At 64.2% G+C, this 23,043-nt stretch carries 19 protein-coding genes and 1 pseudogene; 11 read left to right on the plus strand and 9 right to left on the minus strand.

The window, feature by feature from the left end; all coding sequences use genetic code 11:
• Positions 1-231: pseudogene (locus WCE35_RS08780) on the minus strand (hypothetical protein); the annotation flags it as partial.
• A gap of 139 nt (positions 232-370) precedes the next feature.
• On the opposite strand from WCE35_RS08780, the gene ndk reads away from it, so the two are divergent.
• The gene (ndk, locus tag WCE35_RS08785) at positions 371-793 is read left to right on the plus strand and encodes a nucleoside-diphosphate kinase (RefSeq protein ID WP_424592955.1); all 423 of its coding nucleotides are present in this window, start codon (positions 371-373) and stop codon (positions 791-793) included.
• A gap of 38 nt (positions 794-831) precedes the next feature.
• Entirely contained in the window at positions 832-1,671 is an 840-nt protein-coding gene (locus tag WCE35_RS08790; protein ID WP_424592956.1) for a TerC family protein, read from the plus strand.
• Between the two features lie 127 nt (positions 1,672-1,798).
• Here the strand turns inward: WCE35_RS08790 and ppx are convergent, their stop codons facing one another.
• The 4 genes from ppx to WCE35_RS08810 all read right to left on the minus strand — a co-directional run bounded on the left by ppx (position 1,799) and on the right by WCE35_RS08810 (position 7,003).
• A complete protein-coding gene (gene ppx / locus WCE35_RS08795) occupies positions 1,799-3,301 on the minus strand; it encodes an exopolyphosphatase (protein WP_424592957.1) in 1,503 nt (500 codons plus the stop codon).
• A gap of 12 nt (positions 3,302-3,313) precedes the next feature.
• Positions 3,314-5,512, minus strand: a complete 2,199-nt coding sequence (locus WCE35_RS08800; RefSeq protein ID WP_424592958.1) for an RNA degradosome polyphosphate kinase — start codon at positions 5,510-5,512, stop codon at positions 3,314-3,316.
• Between the two features lie 133 nt (positions 5,513-5,645).
• Positions 5,646-6,323: a chromosomal replication initiator DnaA gene (locus WCE35_RS08805; RefSeq protein WP_424592973.1), complete on the minus strand. Its 678-nt coding sequence runs from the start codon at positions 6,321-6,323 to the stop codon at positions 5,646-5,648.
• Positions 6,324-6,460: 137 nt separating this feature from the next.
• Positions 6,461-7,003 (minus strand): CDP-alcohol phosphatidyltransferase family protein, encoded by a 543-nt coding sequence (locus WCE35_RS08810; protein WP_424592959.1) that lies wholly within the window; start codon positions 7,001-7,003, stop codon positions 6,461-6,463.
• Between the two features lie 158 nt (positions 7,004-7,161).
• Here WCE35_RS08810 and purM point away from each other — a divergent pair, with 158 nt between their 5' ends.
• The 5 genes from purM (at position 7,162) to WCE35_RS08835 (ending at position 12,016) form a co-directional block, all read left to right on the plus strand.
• Entirely contained in the window at positions 7,162-8,235 is a 1,074-nt protein-coding gene (purM, locus tag WCE35_RS08815) for a phosphoribosylformylglycinamidine cyclo-ligase (RefSeq protein WP_424592960.1), read from the plus strand.
• A 4-nt stretch (positions 8,236-8,239) separates the two neighbouring features.
• A complete protein-coding gene (gene purN / locus WCE35_RS08820; RefSeq protein WP_424592961.1) occupies positions 8,240-8,893 on the plus strand; it encodes a phosphoribosylglycinamide formyltransferase in 654 nt (217 codons plus the stop codon).
• 64 nt (positions 8,894-8,957) lie between these two features.
• Entirely contained in the window at positions 8,958-9,689 is a 732-nt protein-coding gene (locus WCE35_RS08825; RefSeq protein WP_424592962.1) for a glutathione S-transferase family protein, read from the plus strand.
• Positions 9,690-9,719: 30 nt separating this feature from the next.
• Positions 9,720-10,658: a ketopantoate reductase family protein gene (locus WCE35_RS08830; RefSeq protein WP_424592963.1), complete on the plus strand. Its 939-nt coding sequence runs from the start codon at positions 9,720-9,722 to the stop codon at positions 10,656-10,658.
• A 233-nt stretch (positions 10,659-10,891) separates the two neighbouring features.
• Positions 10,892-12,016 (plus strand): autotransporter outer membrane beta-barrel domain-containing protein, encoded by a 1,125-nt coding sequence (locus WCE35_RS08835; RefSeq protein WP_424592964.1) that lies wholly within the window; start codon positions 10,892-10,894, stop codon positions 12,014-12,016.
• Positions 12,017-12,218: 202 nt separating this feature from the next.
• Here WCE35_RS08835 and rnd read toward each other — a convergent pair whose 3' ends face one another.
• On the minus strand, positions 12,219-13,367 hold the full coding sequence (rnd, locus tag WCE35_RS08840; protein WP_424592965.1) for a ribonuclease D: 1,149 nt from the start codon (positions 13,365-13,367) through the stop codon (positions 12,219-12,221).
• An 856-nt stretch (positions 13,368-14,223) separates the two neighbouring features.
• Here rnd and WCE35_RS08845 point away from each other — a divergent pair.
• Entirely contained in the window at positions 14,224-14,883 is a 660-nt protein-coding gene (locus tag WCE35_RS08845) for a hypothetical protein (protein ID WP_424592966.1), read from the plus strand.
• A 418-nt stretch (positions 14,884-15,301) separates the two neighbouring features.
• Here the strand turns inward: WCE35_RS08845 and WCE35_RS08850 are convergent, their stop codons facing one another.
• Positions 15,302-16,777 (minus strand): protein adenylyltransferase SelO, encoded by a 1,476-nt coding sequence (locus tag WCE35_RS08850; protein ID WP_424592967.1) that lies wholly within the window; start codon positions 16,775-16,777, stop codon positions 15,302-15,304.
• A 192-nt stretch (positions 16,778-16,969) separates the two neighbouring features.
• Between WCE35_RS08850 and aspS the strand changes: the two genes are divergently transcribed.
• The 3 genes from aspS to WCE35_RS08865 all read left to right on the plus strand — a co-directional run bounded on the left by aspS (position 16,970) and on the right by WCE35_RS08865 (position 21,689).
• Complete coding sequence (gene aspS, locus WCE35_RS08855; RefSeq protein ID WP_424592968.1) at positions 16,970-18,742, plus strand: aspartate--tRNA ligase; 1,773 nt, start codon at positions 16,970-16,972, stop codon at positions 18,740-18,742.
• A gap of 51 nt (positions 18,743-18,793) precedes the next feature.
• Positions 18,794-21,103, plus strand: coding sequence for an NADP-dependent malic enzyme (locus tag WCE35_RS08860; RefSeq protein WP_424592969.1), 2,310 nt, complete (start codon positions 18,794-18,796; stop codon positions 21,101-21,103).
• 133 nt (positions 21,104-21,236) lie between these two features.
• Entirely contained in the window at positions 21,237-21,689 is a 453-nt protein-coding gene (locus WCE35_RS08865; RefSeq protein WP_424592970.1) for a DoxX family protein, read from the plus strand.
• Here WCE35_RS08865 and WCE35_RS08870 read toward each other — a convergent pair.
• Together WCE35_RS08870 and WCE35_RS08875 are read right to left on the minus strand one after the other, a co-directional pair.
• A complete protein-coding gene (locus tag WCE35_RS08870) occupies positions 21,686-22,246 on the minus strand; it encodes a dihydrofolate reductase (protein ID WP_424592971.1) in 561 nt (186 codons plus the stop codon). The two genes, WCE35_RS08865 and WCE35_RS08870, sit on opposite strands and share 4 nt — an antisense overlap.
• A 17-nt stretch (positions 22,247-22,263) precedes the next feature.
• On the minus strand, positions 22,264-23,043 hold a 780-nt coding region (locus tag WCE35_RS08875), incomplete at its 5' end, for a polysaccharide deacetylase family protein (protein ID WP_424592972.1).

The raw sequence follows: 23,043 nt of genomic DNA on the forward strand, positions 1-23,043 counted from the left end.
GGCCGAGGTCGGCGCCAGCGCGGCCACGCCCAATGAGGCCGCCGCAACTGCAACAAGCGAGAGTTTGCGTAACATGATCGTCTCCTCAGGGTTCAGGCGCGAGCAGCGCGCCATCGGTGAGATCGCCTCCCGTGACGCTCCTTGCGGCTCGCGAACGGCTGCAAGACGTCCGGTCGACCGGAACCTTAAGCCAGCGAAACTGAACGAACGCCGCACGGCGGTTTCAGACAAGGTTCACCTTCGTGAAATTGCTGTAATTCGGGTCGCCGCGGGATTTCCCGGCGAAACAGCGGCCGGGTCGCTTGCCGTGGCGGAACGGCGCCGATATAAGCCCGGCAACTCCAAAAAGGCGTTTTGCAAGGACGAAATCATGGCGATTGAACGCACTTTCTCGATCATCAAGCCCGACGCGACGGCGCGCAATCTGACCGGCGCGATCAACGCGCTGATCGAGAAGGCGGGGTTGCGGATCGTGGCGCAGAAGCGCATTCGCATGACGCGCGAGCAGGCCGAAACCTTCTACGCGGTCCACAAGGCGCGGCCGTTTTTCGGCGAACTGGTGGATTTCATGACCTCCGGCCCGGTTGTGGTCCAGGTGCTGGAAGGCGAGGGCGCCGTGCTCAGGCACCGCGACGTGATGGGCGCCACCGATCCGGCCAAGGCCGCCGAGGGGACCATCCGCAAACTCCATGCGAAGTCGATCGGCGAAAACTCGGTGCATGGTTCGGACGCGCCCGAAACCGCCGCGATCGAGATCGCGCAGTTCTTCTCGGGCAACGAAATCGTCGGCTGATCGATCGGGAGCTATTCGCGAGGCCGAAAGGAAGCGCTGTGAACTGGCTGTGGCAGGTCCTTGATCCCGCGAATATCGGCGCGTTCTTCACCCAGTTCCAGAGCGAGATGGCGCAACCGGCCTTCTGGGTCGCGGTCGGCAAGATCATCTGGATCAACGTGCTGTTGTCCGGCGACAACGCGCTGGTGATTGCGCTCGCCTGTCGCGGGCTGGAAGCGCGCCAGCGGTTGTGGGGCATGATCCTCGGCGCCGGCGCCGCGGTCATCCTGCGCATCATCTTCACCGGCATCGTCGCGAGCCTGATGGCGCTGCCATATCTGAAACTGGTCGGCGGACTGGCGCTGGTCCTGATCGCGGCGAAACTGCTGGTGCCCGAACAGGACGACGACGACGGCGTGCATGCGGCATCGCATCTGTGGGCGGCGGTGCAGATCGTCGTGGTCGCCGACATCGTGATGAGCCTCGACAATGTGATCGCGGTCGCCGCCGCCGCCAGTGGCAGCGTGCCGCTATTGGTGCTCGGCCTTGCGATCAGCATTCCCCTGATCGTGGCGGGCGCCGCATTGATCATGGCGCTGCTCAATCGGCTTCCGATCCTGGTCTGGGCCGGCGCCGCCTTGCTGGGCTGGATCGCCGGCGACGTCATCGCGACCGATCCGGCCGTCGATCCGAAGCTGAACGCGCTGTTCGCGGGCACGTTCGGCGCCTCCCTCGATTCGCTGCTGGCCTCGTTCGGCATGGCGCCGCACTTTGCCAATGGCGGCGACGGCGGCGAGCTCATTCTTGCTGTGCTTGGCGTGGTCGTGGTGCTGGTCGCAGGATCGATCTGGCGCAAGCACGCGCTGCAAAACGCCGGGCAATCCGCCAACGCGGCGTAGCGCATGATTCCGAAAAAGCCCGCACTTGGATAGCGGGGTGGAAACCGGTTTTCGGAAAGCATCATGCTCAATTGAAGACACGGGAAAAATCGCGATCCGATTCATCGGATCATGATCCAGGCGGCCGTCAGCGCCGCACGATCGAGCCCGAACGCCCGATCAGCCGCGCCAGTTGCTTGAAGCGGCTGCCGACGCGGTCGGCGACGAGATCGACAATCGGGTGCTCGAACACCAGCATCAGCTTGCGGCCCTGGCTGCGGAAATGGGTTGCGGGCAACACGCCGGTTCGCGCCGCCGAGATCAGATGCGCGACGCGGAAGGCTGCGCCGAGCAGGCGTGCGCGCTCATCCATCGCCGGCGGCACCAGCTCGCGGATCGGGGTCGGCGGCTCGTTTTCCTCGCTCAGGCCGGCGTAGCGGTAGAACACCGACAGCGCGACAAAAGTCCTGCCCTGGTGGCTGACCGAGCCGAAATTGCCGTTCATGATCAGGCTCAGCGTCTCTTCGCCACGGTGGTCGGGATGCACCCGCCATCCGATGTCGGACAACAGGCAGGCGACATGGCGCAGCCTTCGGTCCTCCGCGGTCTCGCGCAGCTTGACGACCCTGGCCAGCCGATCGGTCCAGGCGATCAGCTCCTCGGCATGGCGCGCGGAGCGCGACAACAGTTCATTCAGCGTTTGCGCCGCGCAGATCAAGCCATCCCTGGCGCGCTCGGACGGCGGCAGCTTTTCGTACAGCAGGCCTTCGCGGACGCCGAAGGTCGAGAATTCGATGGTTTTCGGCCGGGCGACGCGGATGATGTATTCGAGCACCAGCGCCGCATAGGTCAACAGCGGCCGCCGCGCGTCGGCGACGGCTTCGATATTGGCCAGCATGTTGGCCGCCGCCAGCCGTCGCAGGCGCTGCGCGAAGTCGAGCGCGTCCGCCGCCGGGATCGAATAGCCGTGCATCACCCGCAACGGATAGCCGCTCTGGATGATGTGGATTCGCGCCAGCGCGCGCCAGGTGCCGCCGACGGCATAGAAGGTGCGGCCGCGGCCGGCCCTGAGCTGGGCAAGGCCGGAAAGTTCGTTGCGGACGATGCGCTCGGCGCGCTTGAGCGATTTGTGCGACAGATCCTGCAGCGCCAGGCTGCCGAGCGGCAGCGTTACCCCGCCGCGAACGCGGCTGCCGCGCACGTCGATCAGTTCGAGCGAGCCGCCGCCGAGATCGCCGACGATGCCGTCGGGGTTGTGGATGCCGGAGACGACGCCGAGCGCTGACAGCCTGGCTTCGCGCGGCCCCGACAGGATTTCGATGGGAACGCCGCAGATGCGCTCGGCCCTGGCGATGAAATCCGGGCCGTTGCTGGCGTCGCGGCAGGCCGCGGTGGCGATCGCATAGACCCGGCCGACCCTCTGGATCCGGCACAGCGCGCGAAAACGCCGCAGCGACGTCAGCGCCTTGGCGACCGCATCCGCCGCCAGCAGACCGGTGGTCTGGACCTCGCGGCCGAGCCCGCAAAGCGTTTTTTCGTTGAACACGGTGACGAGGCTGCGGGTCATCGAGGCATAGACCACGAGACGCACCGAGTTCGAGCCAATGTCGATGACGGCGACGCTGGAAGCCCGCTTGCGCGGCCGCTTCACCGCAGCGATCCCTTATGACGGCGGCTGGCGCTCGTTGCGGCGGGTGAGGCGGCGCGGCGAAGATTCCTTGAGAGACTTTCCACGGCCAGACAAACTCGGATTCGTCATGAAATAATTGTGCAGATTGAACGGCTCTTCGCCTTTCGCGGCCTTCATACGCGTTGACGACCCATCGGGCAACAATTGCCAGCTCTGCTCATTGTCCTTCAGGTTGGCGACCATGATCTGTTCGAGAACCTGCTGATGCACCGTGGGATTTTGCAGCGGACAGAGGATTTCGACGCGCCGGTCGAGGTTGCGCGGCATCATGTCGGCGGACGAGATATACACAGCCGCCTTGGCGCCGGGCAGGCCTTGCCCCATCCCGAAGCAGTAGATTCGGCCGTGTTCGAGGAAGCGGCCAATCACCGATTTGACGCGGATGTTGTCCGAAAGTCCGGATAGCCCTGGCCGCAGGCAGCAGATGCCGCGCACCACCAGCTCGATTGACACGCCGGCCTGCGAGGCCTCGTACAGCGCGTTGATGATATCGGGATCGACCAGCGAGTTCATCTTCATCCAGATCGCCCCCGGCTTGCCGTGACGGGCGTAACCGGCCTCGCCACGAATGTGCTCGATGATGCGCTTGCGCAGCGTCAGCGGCGATATCGCCATCTTCTCGATGTCGCTCGGTTCGGCATAACCGGTGATGTAGTTGAACACCCGCGCCGCGTCGCGGCCGATGATCGGGTCCGAGGTGAAGTAGGACAGATCGGTGTAGATCCGGGCCGTCACCGGATGATAGTTGCCGGTGCCGGTGTGAACATAGGTTGCGAGGCTGCCGCCTTCGCGGCGAACGACCATCGACAGCTTGGCGTGGGTTTTCAGTTCGATGAAGCCGTACACGACCTGCACGCCGGCGCGTTCGAGGTCGCGCGCCCAGCGGATATTGGCTTCCTCGTCGAACCGCGCCTTGAGCTCGACCAGCGCGGTCACCGACTTTCCGGCTTCCGCGGCCTCGGCCAGCGTGCGCACGATCGGGGAGTTGTTGGAGGTGCGGTAGAGCGTCTGCTTGATCGCGACCACGTCGGGATCGCGGGCCGCCTGCTGCAGGAACTGCACGACGACGTCGAAGGACTCGTAGGGGTGGTGAACGATCAAATCCTTCTGGCGGATCGCGGCAAAAATATCGCCGCCGTGGTCGCGCACGCGTTCGGGATGACGAGGCACGTAGGGCGTGAACTCGAGATCGGGCCGGTCGATCCGCGTCAGTTGCGACAGTTCGTTCATCGCCAGCACGCCATCGACCAGAAAAACCTCGTCGTCGGCAGTCGAAAGCGCCCGCTGCACGAAGGCGCGCAGCTCTTCCGGCATCTTGGCTTCGATCTCGAGCCGGATCACCGATCCGCGCCGCCGCCGCTCCAGCGCGGTCTCGAGCAGGCGGACCAGATCCTCCGCCTCTTCCTCGATTTCGAGCTCGGAATCGCGGATGACGCGGAAGGCGCCCTGGCCCTTCACGGTGTAGCCCGGGAACAGGCGGCCGATGAACAGGCCGGTGGCTTGCTCGAGCGTGATCAGCCGCACCGCGCCGTCCTTGCCGGTGGGTATACGGATGAAGCGGTCGATCCTGCCGGGCATGCGGATCAGCGCGTTCATCGGCCTGCCGTCGGAGACGCGCGCCAGATGCAGCGCGATGGTGAAGCCGAGGCTCGGGATGAACGGGAAGGGGTGCGCCGGATCGATCGCAAGCGGCGTCAGCAGCGGGAAGATGTTGTGGAGGAAATGATCCTCGATCCAGCTCCGCTCGGACTTGGTGACATCGCGGCCATCGACCAGAACGACGTCGACCTCGGCCAGCATGGTGCGCAGATCGCGCCAGATCGCCTGCTGGTCGCTGGCGAGCTGCGCGACCGTCTGGTTGATCAGGACCAGTTGCTCGGCGGGCGTGCGGCCGTCGGGGCTGCGTTCGGCGATGCCTTCGCGGACCTGCGCCTTGATGCCGGCGACGCGGACCATGAAGAACTCGTCAAGGTTATTGGCGGAAATCGACAGAAACCTCACCCGTTCGAGCGCGGGATGGCCAGGATTGACGGCTTCCTCCAGCACCCGGCGATTGAAATGCAGCCAGGAAAGCTCGCGATTGATAAAGCGCTCGGGGCTGGTCGCGATCGGGGACAGGGCGGAGAGTTCCGCCTCTTTTTCTTTGATTTCAATGGCTTGTAGCGATTCCATCAAGTTTTGATCCATCCGGGGCCGAACGAGTGAGGGCACCTGCGCCAATGCAGCGCAAAGCATGTGATACGGCAACGACGTTTCAATCACATTGACGTTGGCGCCGCCGGCGCCGTCAAGCCGCAAGGGCGGCTCAGCCGCCGCGCAGCAGTTCGGCCGCCAGTGCCCGGGTCACCGGCCGGCCCAGCCGCAACGCCTCGGTATCCAAAAGTTCCACCGCCTGCCGCACGGCCGCATAGGACCGCTCGATCCGGGTGGCGAGATAGCCCACCACCGCCTCGTCGACGGCCAGTTGGCGGTCCGCGCAGAATTTGACGATCAGGGCGCGAAACAAGCGGTCGTCCGGCGGCAGCAGCGAGACAACCGGCACCGCGCGCAGCCGCGAGCGCAGGTCGCGCAGCTCGGCCTCGAACGCCGATGGCGTAACGCGCGCCGTCATCAGCACGTACGCCCCATCCTCGCGCGCCAGGTTCATCAAATGGAACATCGCGCGTTCGTCGAAATCCGCGGGCTTGAGGTCCTCGACCACCAGCGCTCCGGTCGCCAGTGCGCCGGGCACCGCGGCCGCGGTCAGCGCATGGGCTGACGTCGAGCGCGCGCCGGATTGCTCGGCCCAGATCGCGGCGAGATGGCTTTTGCCTGAACCCTCCGGTCCGACCAGCAGCATGATGCGGTTCGGCCAGTCCGGCCAGCTGTCGATCAGCGCCAGTCCCGCGCCATTGGCCGGCCCTTCCAGAAAATTGTCGCGGGTCAGGCTCTCTGCGTGCGGCAGCGCGAACGCAAGCTGACGGGGGTGAACACTACCTGTCACGCAAGTCTCCAGGCCGGGATCGGCCAGCATATCATCCATAGCGTTTTCAAGCGAAGTGGACACCGGTGCGCGCGAAGAAAATGGTCAAAACGACGAACGTGCACCCGGCTCTGGTCGGGATCGGAACCGAAGAGCCGCTAGCTTGCTTCGATCGTACTCATGTGCCGCACCCATTCCACGAGATAGAGCGAGACGGAAACCAGGGTAAAGATCGTCACAAAACCCATCAGGATCAGGTCATACGGCCTCGGCTCAAAGCCGAAGCCGAGCGAGGCCAGCACCAGCGCCGCGAACGCCACCTGCGCCACCGTGTTGAGCTTCGACACCATCAGGGGCTTCATGGGAACCGGCTTGTCAAACAGCCACGAGACGATCACCGCGGCCACGATCATGATATCGCGGGACACCACGAGGATCACGATCCAGCGCGGCACCGCGCCCCAGATCCCGAGCGCCACAAAGATCGAAACCAAAAGCGCCTTGTCGGCCAGCGGATCGAGCAGGGCGCCGAGTTCGCTGGCCATGTTGAAGCGCTTGGCGAGGAAGCCGTCGACCGCGTCGCTGACGCCGGCGATGATGAAGATCGCGAACGCGATTTCCATCTGGCTGGAGACGATCGCCCAGACGATGACCGGCACCAGAATGATGCGGCCCAGCGTGATGATGTTCGGTATGCTCAACTCGGTCGCTTCCCGGCTACCGGCCTGATTTCACTGGTGATCCGGCCCTTTGCAGGACGAGCCGGTCGTTATCTACATAGTATACAGGCGGCAGGCTTGCGAGCCATTGCACGGTCGGGGAATTCCTCGTAACCAGCCCCGGTCACCTGGAATTGGGCATGATCGACCGCAAAAACGGGCTCACTTACGCGGATTCGGGCGTCGACATCGATGCCGGCAATCGTCTGGTCGACCTTATCAAGCCGATGGTTCGCGCCACCGCCCGCGCCGGCGCCGACGCCGAGATCGGCGGTTTTGGCGGGCTGTTCGACCTCAAGGCCGCGGGCTTTCAGGACCCGGTTCTGGTGGCGGCGACCGACGGCGTCGGCACCAAGGTCAAGATCGCAATCGAGACCGGGCTGCATGGCGGCATCGGCATCGATCTGGTGGCGATGTCGGTCAACGACCTCGTCGTGCAGGGCGCCGAACCGCTGTTCTTTCTGGACTATTTCGCCTGCGGCAAGCTCGATCCGCAAGCCGCCGCCGCGATCGTGGCCGGCATCGCCGAGGGCTGCCGGGATTCCGGCTGCGCGTTGATCGGCGGCGAGACCGCGGAAATGCCGGGCCTCTACAAGGACGGCGACTATGACCTCGCGGGCTTTGCGGTCGGAGCGGCCGAGCGCGGCACGCTGTTGCCGCGCGCCGACATTGCTATTGGCGACACGGTGATCGGCCTCGCCTCGTCCGGCGTCCACTCCAACGGGTTTTCGCTGGTGCGCAAGATCGTCGAACGATCCGGCCTCGGTTTTGACGCGCCGGCGCCATTCGCGCCGGTGATGACGCTCGGCGGCGCGCTGCTGACGCCGACAAGACTTTATGTGAAATCATGCCTGCGCGCGATCCGCGAGACCGGCACCATCAAGGGGCTCGCCCACATCACCGGCGGCGGCTTTACCGACAACATTCCGCGGGTGCTGCCCGAACATCTCGGCGTCGGCATCGACCTCGCGCGGCTGCCGGTCAAGCCGGTGTTCAAATGGCTCGCGGAGCAGGGCGGCATCGCCGAACTCGAACTGTTGCGCACCTTCAACTGCGGCATCGGCATGATCGCCATCGTGAGGCCGGACACGATTGAACAGGTCACCGACATCCTGACCGAAAGCGGCGAGACCGTGGCGCTGCTCGGAGAGGTAATCCATGCCAAAGGCGAGCGTCGCGTGATCTATCACGGCCGCCTCGATCTTGCGCAGTGACGCCATGAAGCGCCGGGTTGCCATCCTGATCTCGGGCCGCGGATCGAACATGGCGGCCTTGATCGCGGCCGCCAGGGCGGTGGATTTTCCGGCCGAGATCGTGGTGGTGATTTCCAACCGCGCCGACGCCGGCGGGCTGGAAACCGCCGGCGCGAGCGGCATCCCGACCGTCGTGATCGAAAGCAAGCCGTTTGGCAGGGATCGCGCCGCGTTCGAGGCGATGCTGCAGCGGGCGCTCGACCAACACAACGTCGAGCTGATCTGCCTTGCCGGCTTCATGCGCCTGTTCACGGAACAATTCGTGCAGCGCTGGCACGGCAGGATGCTCAACATCCATCCCTCGCTGCTGCCGTCGTTTCCGGGCCTCGATCCGCACGGCCAGGCGCTGAAGGCCGGCGTCAGGATTTCCGGCGCCACCGTGCATTTCGTGATTCCGAAAACCGATGCGGGACCGATCGTGATGCAGGGCGCCGTCGCGGTGGCCGGCGACGATACGCCGGATACGCTGGCGGCGCGTATTCTCGAGATCGAGCACCGCATCTATCCAGAAGCGCTGCGGTTGCTCGCCAGCGGAAAAGTCCGGCTGGTGGGCAATGTCTGCCGGGTATCGGGGAACGCCGCATCCGACGCCGCCTTGATTTCGCCCGCGGCTGGCTGAAACAATATCTTGGTCTTGATCTGCTGGCTTCGTCCAGTCGCGGGGGTCAAAGAGAGGGAACATCATGATTACCCTGTTCGGCTCCGGTCCCAATTTTGGTCTTCCCGACGCCAGCCCGTTCGTCACCAAGGCCGAGACCTTGTTGCGGATGTCGAAACTGCCGTTCGAGAAGGCGCTGATGAGTTTCTCGAAGGCTCCCAAGGGAAAAATCCCCTATATTGACGACGGCGGCGAACGGCTTGGCGATTCCACCTTCATCCGCTGGCATCTCGAGAGCAAATACGGGATCGATTTCGACCAGGGGCTGTCAACCGAGCAACGCGCGATCGCCTGGGCGTTCGAGAAAATGGCGGAAGACAATCTCTATTGGGTGAGCCTGCATGCGCGCTGGATGGATGACGCCAACTTCAGGAAAGGTCCCGTGACGTTTTTCAAAGCCGTGCCCGCCCTCATCCGGCCCCTTGTCGTCGCGATGGTCCGGCGGCAGGTCCGCAAATCCCTGCACGGTCAGGGCATGGGACGGCACCGCCCGAACGAGATCGCGGCATTGGGATCGCGCTCGGTTGGCGCCATCGCGGACTATCTCGGCGACAAGCCGTTTTTCATGGGCACGGAACCGACCGGGGTCGACGCCACCATCTTTGCGTTCGTCATCAGCGCAATATGCCCGCTCTTCAAGTCTCCGCTGCAAGAGGCGGCGGCCAGTCACGACAACCTGCGGCGTTACGTCGGCCGCATGACCGCGCGATTCTATCCGGAATTTGGCGAGATCGCCGGTTGCAAGGCCGCGGCTTGAGATCATCAGGACCGGCGAGGGAGAACAGGAATGGCAAAGGTTGCGGTTGTCGGCTGCGGCGCCATGGGATCGGTCTATGCCGCGCTCATGGTCGACGCCGGTCACGAGGTTCACGCCGTGACCTTATGGCCGGATCACGCCGAGGCGATGGCGACCAAAGGACTGCGCTGCGAGGGCGCCAGTGGCGATCGCACCGTGCCCATTCGTGCCTCGACCACCACGGAGGGGATCGGCATTTGCGATCTCGTCATCATCGCGACCAAAGCGTTCGACGTCGCGGAAGCGGCGCGTTCCTGCACCCCGCAGCTCGGCCCGGAGACCATCGTTCAGACCATCCAGAACGGCCTGGGATCGCCGGAAATCGCCGCGCCCATCCTCGGCGCCGACCGGATCGCAGTCGGCGTGGTCGGCGGGTTCGGCGCGTCGATCAAGGCGCCAGGCCACGCCCATCACAACGGGATGGAGATGATCCGGTTCGGCGCCTTCGCCGGATTGCCGAAGCAGCTCCTGCAGGCTTCCGCCAAGATCTGGGAGCAGGCCGGCTTCAAGGTCGCGCTGTTCGACGACATCAAGCAGATGGTCTGGGAAAAACTGATCATGAACGTCGCCTTCTCGGGCACCTGCTGCGCGACCGGGCTGACGGTCGGTGAAGTTCTCGCCGACGACGATGCCTGGCGGGTGGCGCGGGGCTGCGCCGGGGAAGCGATCGCGGTGGCGAAGGCCCTGCAAATCAGGCTGAACGTCGGCGACCCGATCGAGCACGTCAAAAAGCTCGGCGGCAAGATTCCCGATGCGCGCCCGTCGATGCTGCTGGATTACAACGCCGGCCGCCGCTGCGAGGTCGATGCCATCAACGGCGCGATCCCGCCTCTCGGCAAGCCGCTCGGCATTGCGACCCCGGTCAACGACACCGTCGTCGGCATCATCCGCTCGCGTGAACGCGCCATGCTGGCGCAAGCGCTCGCATAGAAAGAATCCCCCGGACCGGGCCGGGGGCCGGTTTCTACGCAGAGTCTGGCAGGGCACGGGAAATCGGTTCCGCGCGGCAATCACCTGTGGCAGGCGGACAACAATGACGGGCATTCGGCCTTCGCGGACTGGCCCCGGCGATTGACGCTCCCCCGGAACTGGGGGCAAATCGGCTCCGGCTGGTCGGGATTTGCGGATTCTTCCAGCTCGCGCTTTTCTTGGGAATGGAATGCATGCGCTGCGCATCGCGGCCTTCGCGAGCAGGAATGACGGGGTGCGTCCGCAGGCTTGCGCGGGCGGCCGCGATCGCGGTTGTCCTCGCCATCGGCGTTGTGCCGTCCGCCCTTGCGCAATCGCTGGCGCCAGCGCCGACACCCACGCCAAGCCCCACGTCGCGGGTCATCAATTCCGATCTCTCGGCCGGCTCGCTCGTCACCAATCTCGGCAGCAATTTTCTGGAGCGGCTCGGCAACCGGGCGACCAACGGCTTTGACCGGATGTCGCGGAATAATTCCGACGGCGGTGGCGCCTCCGAGGCGGTGGACGGGCCGCGCTACCGCACCTGGTTCGAGGGCTATGGCATTACGGCGCGGAATGCCGCAATGGGCGATTTCGTCGGCGACCGCCGCCAGACTTTTGGCGGCGTGGCCGGGATTGGCGCGCGCGTCGCGCCCGGCATCAATGTCGGCTTCTCTGTCGACCGGAGCCGCGGCGCGATCGACGTGCCGCTGGCGCTGCAATCGGCCACGCTCGATCTGACTCAACTCGGGTTCAACGCCTCCCTCGACAAGGGGCCGTGGACCTGGGCGGTGGCGCTGGTGCACGGCTTTGGCAACATCCATTCCAGCCGGGACACCGGCCTCGGTCTTGCGACCGCCGGCTACAACGCGAGGCTCGACGGCGCGCTGAGCGAGATCAGCTACTATCTTGACAAGGACCAGAGCCGTATCGTGCCGAAGGCCGCGCTCGAATATGTCCACGCCCGCACCGGATCGTTCCAGGAACTGGGCGGTCTCGACCCCGTCTTGGCGAGCGGTGCCACCGTGGAGCGCATGCGGATCCTGATCGGGGCCGAGGTCGGGCATTACTGGATCTTCGACAGGAAGATTCTCGATCTGTCGGCCTACGGCAAGTTCGTCGACAATCTCGTGCAGAACTTTGGCGATGTCACCGTCAGCCTCGGCAGCCAGAGCGTCACTTTGCAGGGCATCGGCGAGAGCCAGTATGGCGCCGATGCCGGCGCGGCGGCCTCGCTGAGCCTGACCAGCACCGCCCGCCTCTATCTCAATTACGACGCCAAATTCCGCGCCGCGATGCGCTCGCATCAGGGCACGCTCGGGGTGGAGTTCAAGTGGTAGCACTCGACTCCCTCGGCCCCGCTCTTGCGGGGAGAGGGTTGGGGCTGAGGGGCCGCCCTCCGCGAATACCGAATGCGCGGTGAGTCCCCCTCACCCGAAGCCTTCGGCTTCGACCCTCGGGTCAAGCCCGAGGGCAGGCTCTCTCCCCGCAAGCGGGGCGAGGTAAATCCGAATGCGGGTCTCGATCCTCCGCGACGCGCTTCTAGTCCCGGTCGACCCTGACCACCCGGCCTTTGTCGATCGCCAGCGCCAGCTTGCCGTGTTTCAGCGCCAGCGCCGCTTCGCCGAACAATTCGCGCCGCCAGCCGTGCAGCGCGGCGACGTCGGCATGGTCGTCGGCCGCGATCTCCTCGAGATCGTCGACGGTGGCGATCACCTTGCTGGCAACCGCGTGGCGCTCCGAGGTCATCCGCAGCAGCACTTTCAGAAGCTCGACAGTCGCGGCGCCATTTGAACTGCTGCGCGGATTGTCGAGCTTCGGCAGCGTCGAGGGATCGCGGGCGAGGCCGCGCTGTACCGCCGCCACGATATCGTTGCCCCATTTGGAGCGATCAAAGCCCTTCGGCAGCGAGCGCAAGTTGGCCAGCCGCTCCAGGCTGGTCGGCGCGTGGGTGGCGATGTCGCCGACCGCGTCGTCCTTGAGCACGCGGCTGCGCGGCACGTCGCGGCTTTGCGCCTCCTGCTCGCGCCAGGCCGCGACCTCCATCAATACCGCGAGCTCCTTCGGCTTGCGCACCCGCGTCTTCAGCCGTTCCCAGGCGCGCTCGGGGTGGAAATCGTAGGTTTTCGGCGAGGTCAGGACTTCCATCTCCTCGCTGACCCAGTCGCTGCGGCCGCGCTTCTTCAGGTCGGCGGCCAGTGCCGCGAACACGTCGCGCAGATGGGTGACGTCGGAGATCGCATAGTGCACCTGCTCTTTCGACAGCGGCCGCCGCGACCAGTCGGTGAAACGATGGGTCTTGTCCGGCCGGTGGCCTGCGACGCGCTCGACGAGCTGGTCATAGGCGATGCTGTCGCCATAGCCGAGCACCATGGCCGCCACCTGCGTATCGAAGATAGGATGCGGAATGGTGCCGGACTGGTGCCAGACGATTTCGATATCCTGGCGTGCGGCGTGAAACACTTTCAGCACCGCCTCATTGGCCATCAGGTCGAAGAACGGATTCAGCTCGATGCCTTCGGCCAGCGTGTCGATCACGACCGCTTCCTCCGCGCTCGCCATCTGCACGACGCAGAGCAGCGGATAGTAGGTCGTCTCCCGCAGGAATTCGGTGTCGACGGTAATGACGGGGTGTTTTGCGAGGCGGTCGCAGGCGGCCGCCAGGTCGGTGGTGGTGGTGATCAGATCCATGAACAATCCATGACGCTGGCGACAGGCGTTCTGCCGAAAGCGCTGGTATGTCAAGGGTCTTGGAGGGAGTTTTGGCCCACTATTTGAAGCAGGGCACCGCCTTCTGCGTGTGGCAGGAGGGATGGGTTCGCGCACGGCGCGAGCCAACCGGCCGATCCCGGCCGGATCACTCGTAGCCGATATTGCGCGACGGCCGCCGGCCCGGGGGCAGCGCCAGCACGACGAGGCACAGCGCGATCATCACCATTCCCATCAATTCAAAAGCAAACGCGTCCACGGCAATCTCCTCCCGAACAGGTCGCTAAAATTGTCGGGGTTGGATTGAGGGGTTGTTAAGCGATGTGGTTAAGCGCGGGGTCGGGCGGCGCGATGGTGGATGGGGGGTTAATGGGGCAGATGCTGCGAAGGTCTGCAACACGCGTCGGCGCGGATCGGTAATTCAATCTGGCATAACTGCCGTGGGGGCTCTTGGATAGCTCACAAACGTACTTTCAAGAAACCCGGCATTAAACCACGCTGCAACGAGAATCAGGGCCGCGCTGAGACCGACGATTTTCTCAAGTTTCAGCATCACGAGTCGGCACCTGAGCAATTAGCCTGGATGAGCCCGCAGGCGAATTGGAGCCCATCGGGCCGCGCCTTGCGCGGATATGGAACACAAGAGAGACGCCGGCACGGATCGACCGCGCGGGCGGCGAGCCGTCCGAAGCGGGGCTCGTGCTGCGAGTCATCTAATTTTCGCCTCATAGACAGAGGAACCTGTAAGGCCCCGCCCGGTAGTTCGGAAGCCAAATCCCAGGATGATCGTGTCGTGAGGCGCTCGCTCCTGTGTACCGCCCTTTTTGCAGGCGCGTTCATGACCCTCGATGAACCGGCTGCCATCGAGATAGCAATTGGCGATACACAAATCGAACTCGTTGTGCCGACGGGCTATTGTCCGCTCGACAGGAAGCGCTGGCCCGAAACTCAGCTGATTGATTTCACCTCGGACGGGATCAAGAATCAGGGCGAGCGGCTTGCCTATTTCGCCGATTGTGAGCGGCTCCGGTCCTGGCATGAGGGCGGCGGCGGCGAAGACGTGGGGGACATTGTTGACTATCAAGCGTCACCGGACTTCAGAAGCCAAAATGTCACGGGAGCAATGCTGAAAGAACTCTGCACCACACTTCACAAGGACGGCGACGGTAACAAGGGCTGGGTCGCCATCTTCTGGAAGATGATAAAGGGCGCCGCGATGGGGGCGTTCGGAGCAGCAGAAGACAAGCCGCTGATATATGTAGTGCTCGATTATGACGACACAGGTTGCTACGTCCTCAGCTACTCCCTGATGAAGAAGCATGAAAAGGTGTACACGGTCAGTGCCCTGACAATTATCAAGAGTAAGCTGGTCACTGTTCATCATGCCGGAAAAATCGGAGACGTGGACCTGCTCATGGGGAACGGCAAGGACGTGATCAAACGCCTGCTGGAGACGTCCCGGGAGACCGCCGCGGCACTCATCGTCGCGAATCAATAGCGGTTGTGCACCGGCCGCGGTCGACGTGTTCATGCTGGCAATCTGTTGGACGGATTTAGGGTGGAAAATTTTCCTCGCCCTGAGCCGTCAGGTCGTGGGGCGGATTGAAGCCGGCCCCTTCCGCCGTAGCTCAACGAGCGAAGGCGGAAGGCGTAATCCGCCGCCACGGTCATCTTTGTTCGCTCAAAGTGTGCCCGCCCGGATTGGATTGCCGTCCTTGCGGCGAGATGGATTGCGTCGCTTTGCTCGCAATGACGGCGCTCCAATTGAACCCTCTTTGCTTTTTGAAAACTGAATCGGAAAGTTGCGCCGACTCCGTAGAGGGTGGGCAAAGCGACAGCGTGTCCACCATTGCAACGACGTTCGTGGATCGGGGTGGTCGGCACGGCGCAAGCGCGCCTTTGTCCACCCTACGACCTCACGTCCCGCAAAACGTCTGCAGCACGCGCTGTTCCGGCTTCGGCGGATCGGCATAATCAGCGAATTCAGGTTGATCCTCGAAGGGCCTCGACAGCACCGCCAGCAATTGCTCGAACGGGGCAAAATCGTCGCGGTTCATCGCGGCCTCGATCACCGCTTCCACGCGATGGTTGCGCGGGATGAAGGCCGGATTGACCGCGCGCATCGCGGCGTGCCGCTCTGCGGCGGATTGCGGTTCGTCCGCGATCCGCTGCCGCCAGCGAACCGCCCATTCGTCGAAGGCTGTGGGATCGGCGAACAATTGTCTCACACTGTCATTGTCGGAATCGCGCGCGGCATCGCCAAGGCGGCGGAAGGTGAGGGTAAAATCGGCCTGGCTTTTCGCCATCGCGTCCAGCAGACCCTGCACCAGCGCCTCGTCGCCATCGCGCGCCGTGAACAGGCCGATCTTCCGGCGCAGGCCGGCTTGATAGGCGGTGGTGAATTTTTCCGCGAAGCCGCCGAGCATGATCTGCGCCTGCTCGATCGCCTGGTCCTTGTCGTCGGCAAAAAGCGGCAGCAGGCATTCGGCGAGCCGCGTCAGGTTCCACAGCGCGATTTTGGGCTGGTTGGCATAGGCGTAGCGGCCCATCTCGTCGATCGAGGAGAACACGGTGGCGGGGTCGTAATGGTCCATGAAGGCGCAGGGGCCGTAATCGATGGTCTCGCCGGAGATCGAGCAGTTGTCGGTGTTCATGACGCCGTGGATGAAACCGACCGAGAGCCAGCGCGCGACCAGGTCGGCCTGGCGGGCGATCACGCCTTCCAGCAGCGCGTGATACGGGCGCTCGGCATTCGCCGCGTGCGGATCGTGCCTGGCGATGACGTGGTCGGCGAGTTTTTGCACGCCGTCGTTGTCGCCGCGCGCCGCGAAAAACTGGAACGTGCCGACGCGGATGTGGCTCGCCGCGACGCGGGTGAGCACGGCGCCGGGCAAAACCGCCTCGCGCATCACGTGCTCGCCGGTGACGACGGCGGCGAGCGATCGCGTGGTCGGGATGCCGAGCGCGGCCATCGCCTCGCTGACGATATATTCCCGCAGCACCGGACCGAGCGCGGCGCGGCCGTCGCCCCTTCGCGAAAACGGCGTCGGGCCCGAGCCCTTGAGCTGGATGTCGCGGCGGATGCCGTCGGTGTCGATCACCTCGCCGAGCAGGATGGCGCGGCCGTCGCCGAGCTGCGGCACGAAATGCCCGAACTGATGGCCGGCATAGGCCATCGCGATCGGGTCGGCGCCGTCAGGGACGCGCGCGCCGGCGAGGATCTCGGCACCTTCGGGGGTTGCGAGCAGGTCCGGATCGAGGCCGAGGTGAAGCGCCAGCGGCCGGTTCAGTTTGATCAGCCGCGGGGCTGCGACCGGGGTCGGCGCCACCCGCGCGTAAAAACTGTCCGGCAGCGCCGCGTAGGTGTTCTGGAAGGGAAAATGGATCGTCATGGCCATCAAGATAGGCGTACGCTGCGAATAGGCAAACGGTTCGGACGTGCGGCGCCCGAAATGTCGTTTTCGAGGTAAAAAACAGCCCCCGGCCTTGGTTGCCGCGCCCAACAGCCTCGGGTAAACCCTGCTGCGCTTCGGGCAGGCTTTGGCCCCGATTCGACCCCTCCGACAGCTGTTTTTGGGACTTCCATGCATCGCTACCGGTCACACACATGCGGCGCGCTCCGCGAGAGCGATATCGACCAGACGGTTCGGCTGTCGGGCTGGTGCCATCGGATCCGCGACCATGGCGGCGTGCTGTTCATCGACCTGCGCGACCATTACGGCCTGACTCAATGCGTCGCCGACCCGGATTCGCCGGCGTTCAAGGACGCCGAAAGACTGCGCTCGGAATGGGTGGTGCGGATCGACGGCAAGCTGCGCCGCCGCCCCGCCGGCACCGACAATCCGGAACTGCCGACCGGCATGGTCGAGCTTTACGTCAGCGAGATCGAGGTGCTGGGACCCGCGGGCGAACTGCCGCTGCCGGTGTTCGGCGAGCAGGAATATCCTGAGGACATCAGGCTCAAATACCGTTTCCTCGACCTGCGCCGCGAGAAACTGCACCAAAACATCATGACCCGCGGCGCGATCGTGGATTCCATGCGCAAGCGGATGAAGGAGCAGGGTTTTTTCGAGTTCCAGACCCCGATCCTGACCGCGTCCTCGCCGGAGGGCGCGCGCGACTTCCTGGTGCCGTCGCGGATTCATCCCGGAAAATTCTACGCGCTGCCGCAGGCGCCGCAGCAGTACAAGCAGTTGCTGATGATGTCGGGCTTCGACCGCTACTTCCAGATCGCGCCGTGCTTTCGCGACGAGGACCCGCGCGCCGATCGCCTTCCGGGCGAGTTTTATCAGCTCGACGTCGAGATGAGTTTTGTCACCCAGGACGACGTGTTCGTGGCGATGGAGCCGGTGATCACAGGCGTGTTCGAGGAGTTTGCCAAGGGCAAGCCGGTGACAAAAGGCTGGCCGCGGATTCCCTTCGCCGAGGCCTTGCGCAAGTATGGCAGCGACAAGCCCGATTTGCGCAATCCGCTGCTGATGCAGGACGTCTCCGAGCATTTTCGCGGCTCCGGCTTCAAGGTGTTCGCGCGGATGCTGGAAGACGGTAAGAACCAGGTCTGGGCGATCCCGGGTCCGGGCGGCGGCAGCCGCGCATTCTGCGACCGGATGAATTCCTGGGCGCAGGGCGAAGGCCAGCCGGGGCTCGGCTACATCATGTGGCGCGAGGGCGGCGAGGGCGCAGGGCCCCTCGCCAACAATATCGGCGTGGAGCGGACCGCCGCGATCCGCGCCCAGCTTGGGCTGAAGGAGGGCGACGCCGCGTTCTTCGTCGCCGGCGATCCCGAAAAATTCTGGAAGTTTTCGGGCCTCGCCCGCACCAAACTCGGCGAGGAATTGAACCTGATCGACAAGGAGCGGTTTGAACTCGCCTGGGTCGTCGACTTCCCGATGTATGAATACAATGAGGACGACAAGCGGGTCGACTTCTCCCACAACCCGTTCTCGATGCCGCAGGGCGGGCTTGAGGCGCTGCGGACGCAGGACCCGCTGACCATCAAGGCGTTCCAGTACGACATCACCTGCAACGGCCACGAGATTGCCTCCGGCGGCATCCGCAACCACCGCCCCGAGGCGATGGTGAAGGCGTTTGAGATCGCGGGCTATGGCGAGAAGGACGTGGTCGAACGTTTTGGCGGCATGTACCGCGCGTTCCAGTACGGCGCGCCGCCGCATGGCGGCATGGCGGCCGGCCTCGACCGCATCGTCATGCTTCTCTGTGGCACCACGAATTTGCGCGAAATCTCGCTGTTCCCGATGAACCAGCGCGCCGAGGACTTGCTGATGGGTGCGCCGTCGGAGGCGACGCCGAAGCAGTTGCGCGAGCTTCACATCCGGACCAATCTGCCGCAAGACTAGGAACAGCCGCGAAGTAAAATTCGAGGCAGCGGGATCGCGCGAGGGGAGTGCATGTCGTCCTATTCTGATGATCTCCGCGAGGCGGCGCTCGCCTATCACCGCCTGCCGCGGCCGGGCAAGCTCGAGATCCAGGCGATCAAGCCGCTTGCCAACCAGCGTGACCTCGCGCTGGCCTATTCGCCGGGCGTGGCCGCCGCCTGCATCGAGATCGCCAACAACCCCGCCGAAGCGGCGTCGCTCACGACCCGCGCCAATCTGGTTGCCGTGGTGTCCAACGGCACCGCCGTGCTCGGCCTCGGCAATATCGGCCCGCTGGCCTCAAAACCGGTGATGGAAGGCAAGGCGGTGCTGTTCAAGAAATTCGCCGGGATCGACGTGTTCGATATCGAGATCGCCGCTGACACCATCGAGCGCGTGGTCGAGACCGTGGCCGCGCTGGAGCCGACCTTCGGCGGCATCAATCTCGAGGACATCAAGGGCCCGGAATGTTTCGAGATCGAGGCGCAGCTCAAGGATCGCATGAAGATCCCGGTGTTCCATGACGACCAGCATGGCACCGCCATCATCGTCGGCGCCGCCATCACCAATGCGCTGCTCTTGACCGGCAAGAAGCTTTCGGACGTCAAGATCGTGTGCTCGGGGGCGGGGGCCGCGGCGATCGCTTGTCTCAATTTGCTCGTATCGATGGGCGCGCAGCGCAAGAACATCTGGGTCTGCGATATCGACGGCGTCGTGCACGAGGGCCGCAACACGCTGATGGACCGCTGGAAGGCGGTCTATGCGCAGAAGACCGACAAGCGCGTGCTTGGCGAGGTGATCGGCGGCGCCGATATTTTTCTGGGCTTGTCGGCGCCGAACGTGCTGAAGCCCGACATGGTCAAGGCGATGGCCGACAAGCCGCTGGTGATGGCGCTGGCCAACCCGACGCCGGAGATCATGCCGGACGAAGCTCGGGCAGCGCGCCCCGACGCCATGATCTGCACCGGGCGTTCGGACTTTCCGAACCAGGTCAACAACGTCCTGTGCTTCCCGTTCATCTTCCGCGGCGCGCTTGATGTCGGTGCGACAGCGATCAACGAGGACATGAAGCACGCCGCGGCGCACGCGATCGCGCAGCTTGCACGCGATCCGCCGTCGGATGCGGTGGCGGCCGGCCTCGACAGCGGCGAGACCCAGGGCTTTGGGCCGGGCTCGCTGATCCCGAGCCCGTTCGATCCGCGCCTGATCCTGCGCATCGCGCCGGCGGTGGCAAAAGCCGCGATGCAATCCGGCGTGGCGACGCGGCCGATCAAAAACTTCGACGAATACACCGCGCTTCTGGAACGCTTCGCGTTCCGCTCCGGCCTCGTCATGAAACCGGTATTCGCCAAGGCCAAGACCCAGCCGGTCCGCGTGATCTACGCCGAAGGCGAGGACGAGCGCGTGCTGCGCGCGACCCAGGTCGTGCTGGAGGAAAAACTGGCGCGGCCAATATTGGTTGGGCGTCCGTCGGTGGTGGAAGCGCGGATCAAGCGGTTTGGATTGGCGATCAAGGCCGGGCAGGATTTTGATCTCGTCAATCCCGAGGACGATCCGCGCTACCGCTCCTATGTGCAGTCCTATATCGACGTCGCCGGCCGGCGCGGCGTGACCCCGGATGCGGCGCGCACCGTGGTGCGCACCAACAACACCGTGATCGCCGCGCTCGCGGTGCTGCGGGGCGACGCCGACGCCATGCTGTGCGGGGTCGACGGCCGCTATATGAGCCATCTGCGCCACGTCCGCGAAATCGTCGGCTTCCTGCCCGGAGTCAGCGATTTCGCGGCGCTGGCGCTGATGATCACCAGCAAGGGCGCCTATTTCATCGCCGACACCCAGGTGCGGCCGAACCCGAGCGCCGAGGAACTCGCGGAGATGGCGTCGCTGGCGGCGATCCATGTCCAGCGTTTCAATATCAAGCCGCGGATCGCCTTCGTGTCACACTCCGATTTCGGCAGCTATGACACCGACTCCTCGCGCAAGATGCGCCGCGCCACCGCGCTGCTGAAAGAAAAGCATCCCGAGATCGAGGCCGACGGCGAGATGCAGGGCGACACCGCGTTGTCGCAGGCCGCGCGCAAGCTGGTGCTGCCGCATTCGAAGCTGGAAGGTGAAGCCAATATCCTGATCATGCCTAACCTCGATACCGCTAATGTCGCCTATCAGATGATCAAGTCGCTGGCAGACGCGCTTCCCGTGGGGCCGATCCTGATCGGGCCGGCGCGTCCGGCGCATATTCTCACGCCTTCGGTGACCGCACGCGGTGTTCTCAACATGACAGCGGTCGCCGCGGTCGAAGCCCAGGAACGGGCCGGGCGCCAGCAACCGATGCTGTTCGGCTGATTCGAGCAGAAAGAGGAATTGGGGCACGAAGAGCGTGGATTTGATCGTTTGAAAACCGGGGGCGGAACGCCCATAATGGATAATGCCTGTTCCGCTCGCGACTTCTGCAATTGCCATGACGAGAGGCTGACCCATGCCAGCGCTGATCACTTTCGGGCGAATCGTGTTCGCCGTGCTCTTCCTCTATTCGGGTGCGACCAAACTGTTCGGGGTCCAGGCGACGGCGGATTTCATCGCGGCCAAGGTGACGATACCCGCGCTGGTCGCGCCTTTTACGCCGCAGCTCGAGAGCATGACGGGCATGCCGATCATGCAACTGCTGGCGTTTTCGGTGGGAGCGTTCGAGGTCATTGCCGGGTTGATGATCGCGCTCAATTTCGGTGCGCGATTCTTTGCGATCCTGCTGATCCTGTTCGTGCTTGCGACCACCTTCTATTTCCACGATTTCTGGAATCAGCCGGCGCCGGACAATGCGAAAATGCTGGTCGACGCGCTGAAAAACCTGTCGATTGTCGGCGCGCTGTTCATCATCGCCGGCTATGGCAAGGGGCAGCGGAACGCCGGTCCGGCCTATGGCGAGGTTTAGCTGGCCGCGCGCCGGAAGGGCGTCACGCTGATGTCCTCTTCGGGGTCGAGCATTTGCACCTCGCCCGGCTTGAGGCCGTGCGCGGCGAGGACGTCCTGCGGCGAGCGCGCGGGCACGCCGGGGAAGCAGGGCTCGCCGTCAGGCAGCCGCACGCGTGGCGCGAGTGACAGCCAGAAGGTGTCGTAGCGGTCCATGAACATGCCGAACACGCCGGGGCCGCCGATGACCGCGACGGTGCCGGAACCTATCCCGGCGTGATCGCAGGCCGCCTCGAACGAAGCGCCGGCCGGGTTCCACAGCGTCGCCTTGGGATTGGACGGGTCGGGCGCGATCGTGCCAACCTTTCGCGTCAGGATGATCCGGTTTCGCTTTGGTGAGCTCGGCTGATCTTCGTAGGAATTCCGGCCATGCAGGATGAGGTCGGCCTGGTCGAGGGCGGCGCTGAAGAACTTCTTGTCGCCCTCGAACTTCAGCTCGTCCGGCATCAGATTGTCGACGTTCGCCAGCCTGCCATCGGCGGAGACAATGACATAACCCTCGATGCGAAGCCGCCGCACGGGCTTGTCGCGCGAACTTATTCCGAAATCGTCTGGACCACGCTGGAAACCGGGCGGGAACTCAGGGTCGGCAGCTTCAAGTCCTTGACGATATCTTCGTCGTATTGCGCAATCGTCTGCGCCGGCGCCTTGGCCCGCATCGCGACGACCTTGTAGCCGCCGGCCTTCAGCTTCTTCAGCAGTTCGGGCAGGGCTTCGGCGGTGTGCTTCTGGAAATCGTGCATCAGGATGATGCCCTTGCCCAGCTTGTCCACTTTTCGCATCACCGTATCGATGACGGTCTGCGGCTTGCTGGCCTTGAAATCGAAGGAGTCGAGGTCGCAGGAGAATATCGCAATATTGCGGGTGCCGAGATAGGTGACCATCTCCGGCGGATGCTGCAGCGCCGGGAAACGGAAGAAGGGCGCCGGTGAGGCACCGCCCAGCGCCCATTTCACGGCGCTGAAACCTTTTTCGATCTCGTCCTTGCGCTGCTGCTCATTCAGCTTCTTGTTGACGAGCGCGGCGTGCGACCAGGTATGCGAACCGACCGTGTGGCCGGCCGCAATGACCTGCTTGAGGATTTCCGGATAATAGGTGGCGTGCTTGCCGATCGGGAAGAAGATGCCGGTGGTGCATTCTTCCGCCAGGGTCTTCAACACCGACGGCGTATTCTGCGGCCACGGGCCGTCGTCGAAGGTCAGCACCACCTCATGGTCGCGCAGGAAGTCCAGTTCCTTGAAATGCTCGAAACCGAATCCCGGCCCGCCCGTGGTGTCGATTTCGACGGTGCGCCCGATGCCGAGCGCGTTCGGATT

Origin of the sequence: Bradyrhizobium sp., assembly GCF_049691595.1 — a bacterium.
Taxonomy (GTDB): Bacteria; Pseudomonadota; Alphaproteobacteria; order Rhizobiales; family Xanthobacteraceae; genus Bradyrhizobium.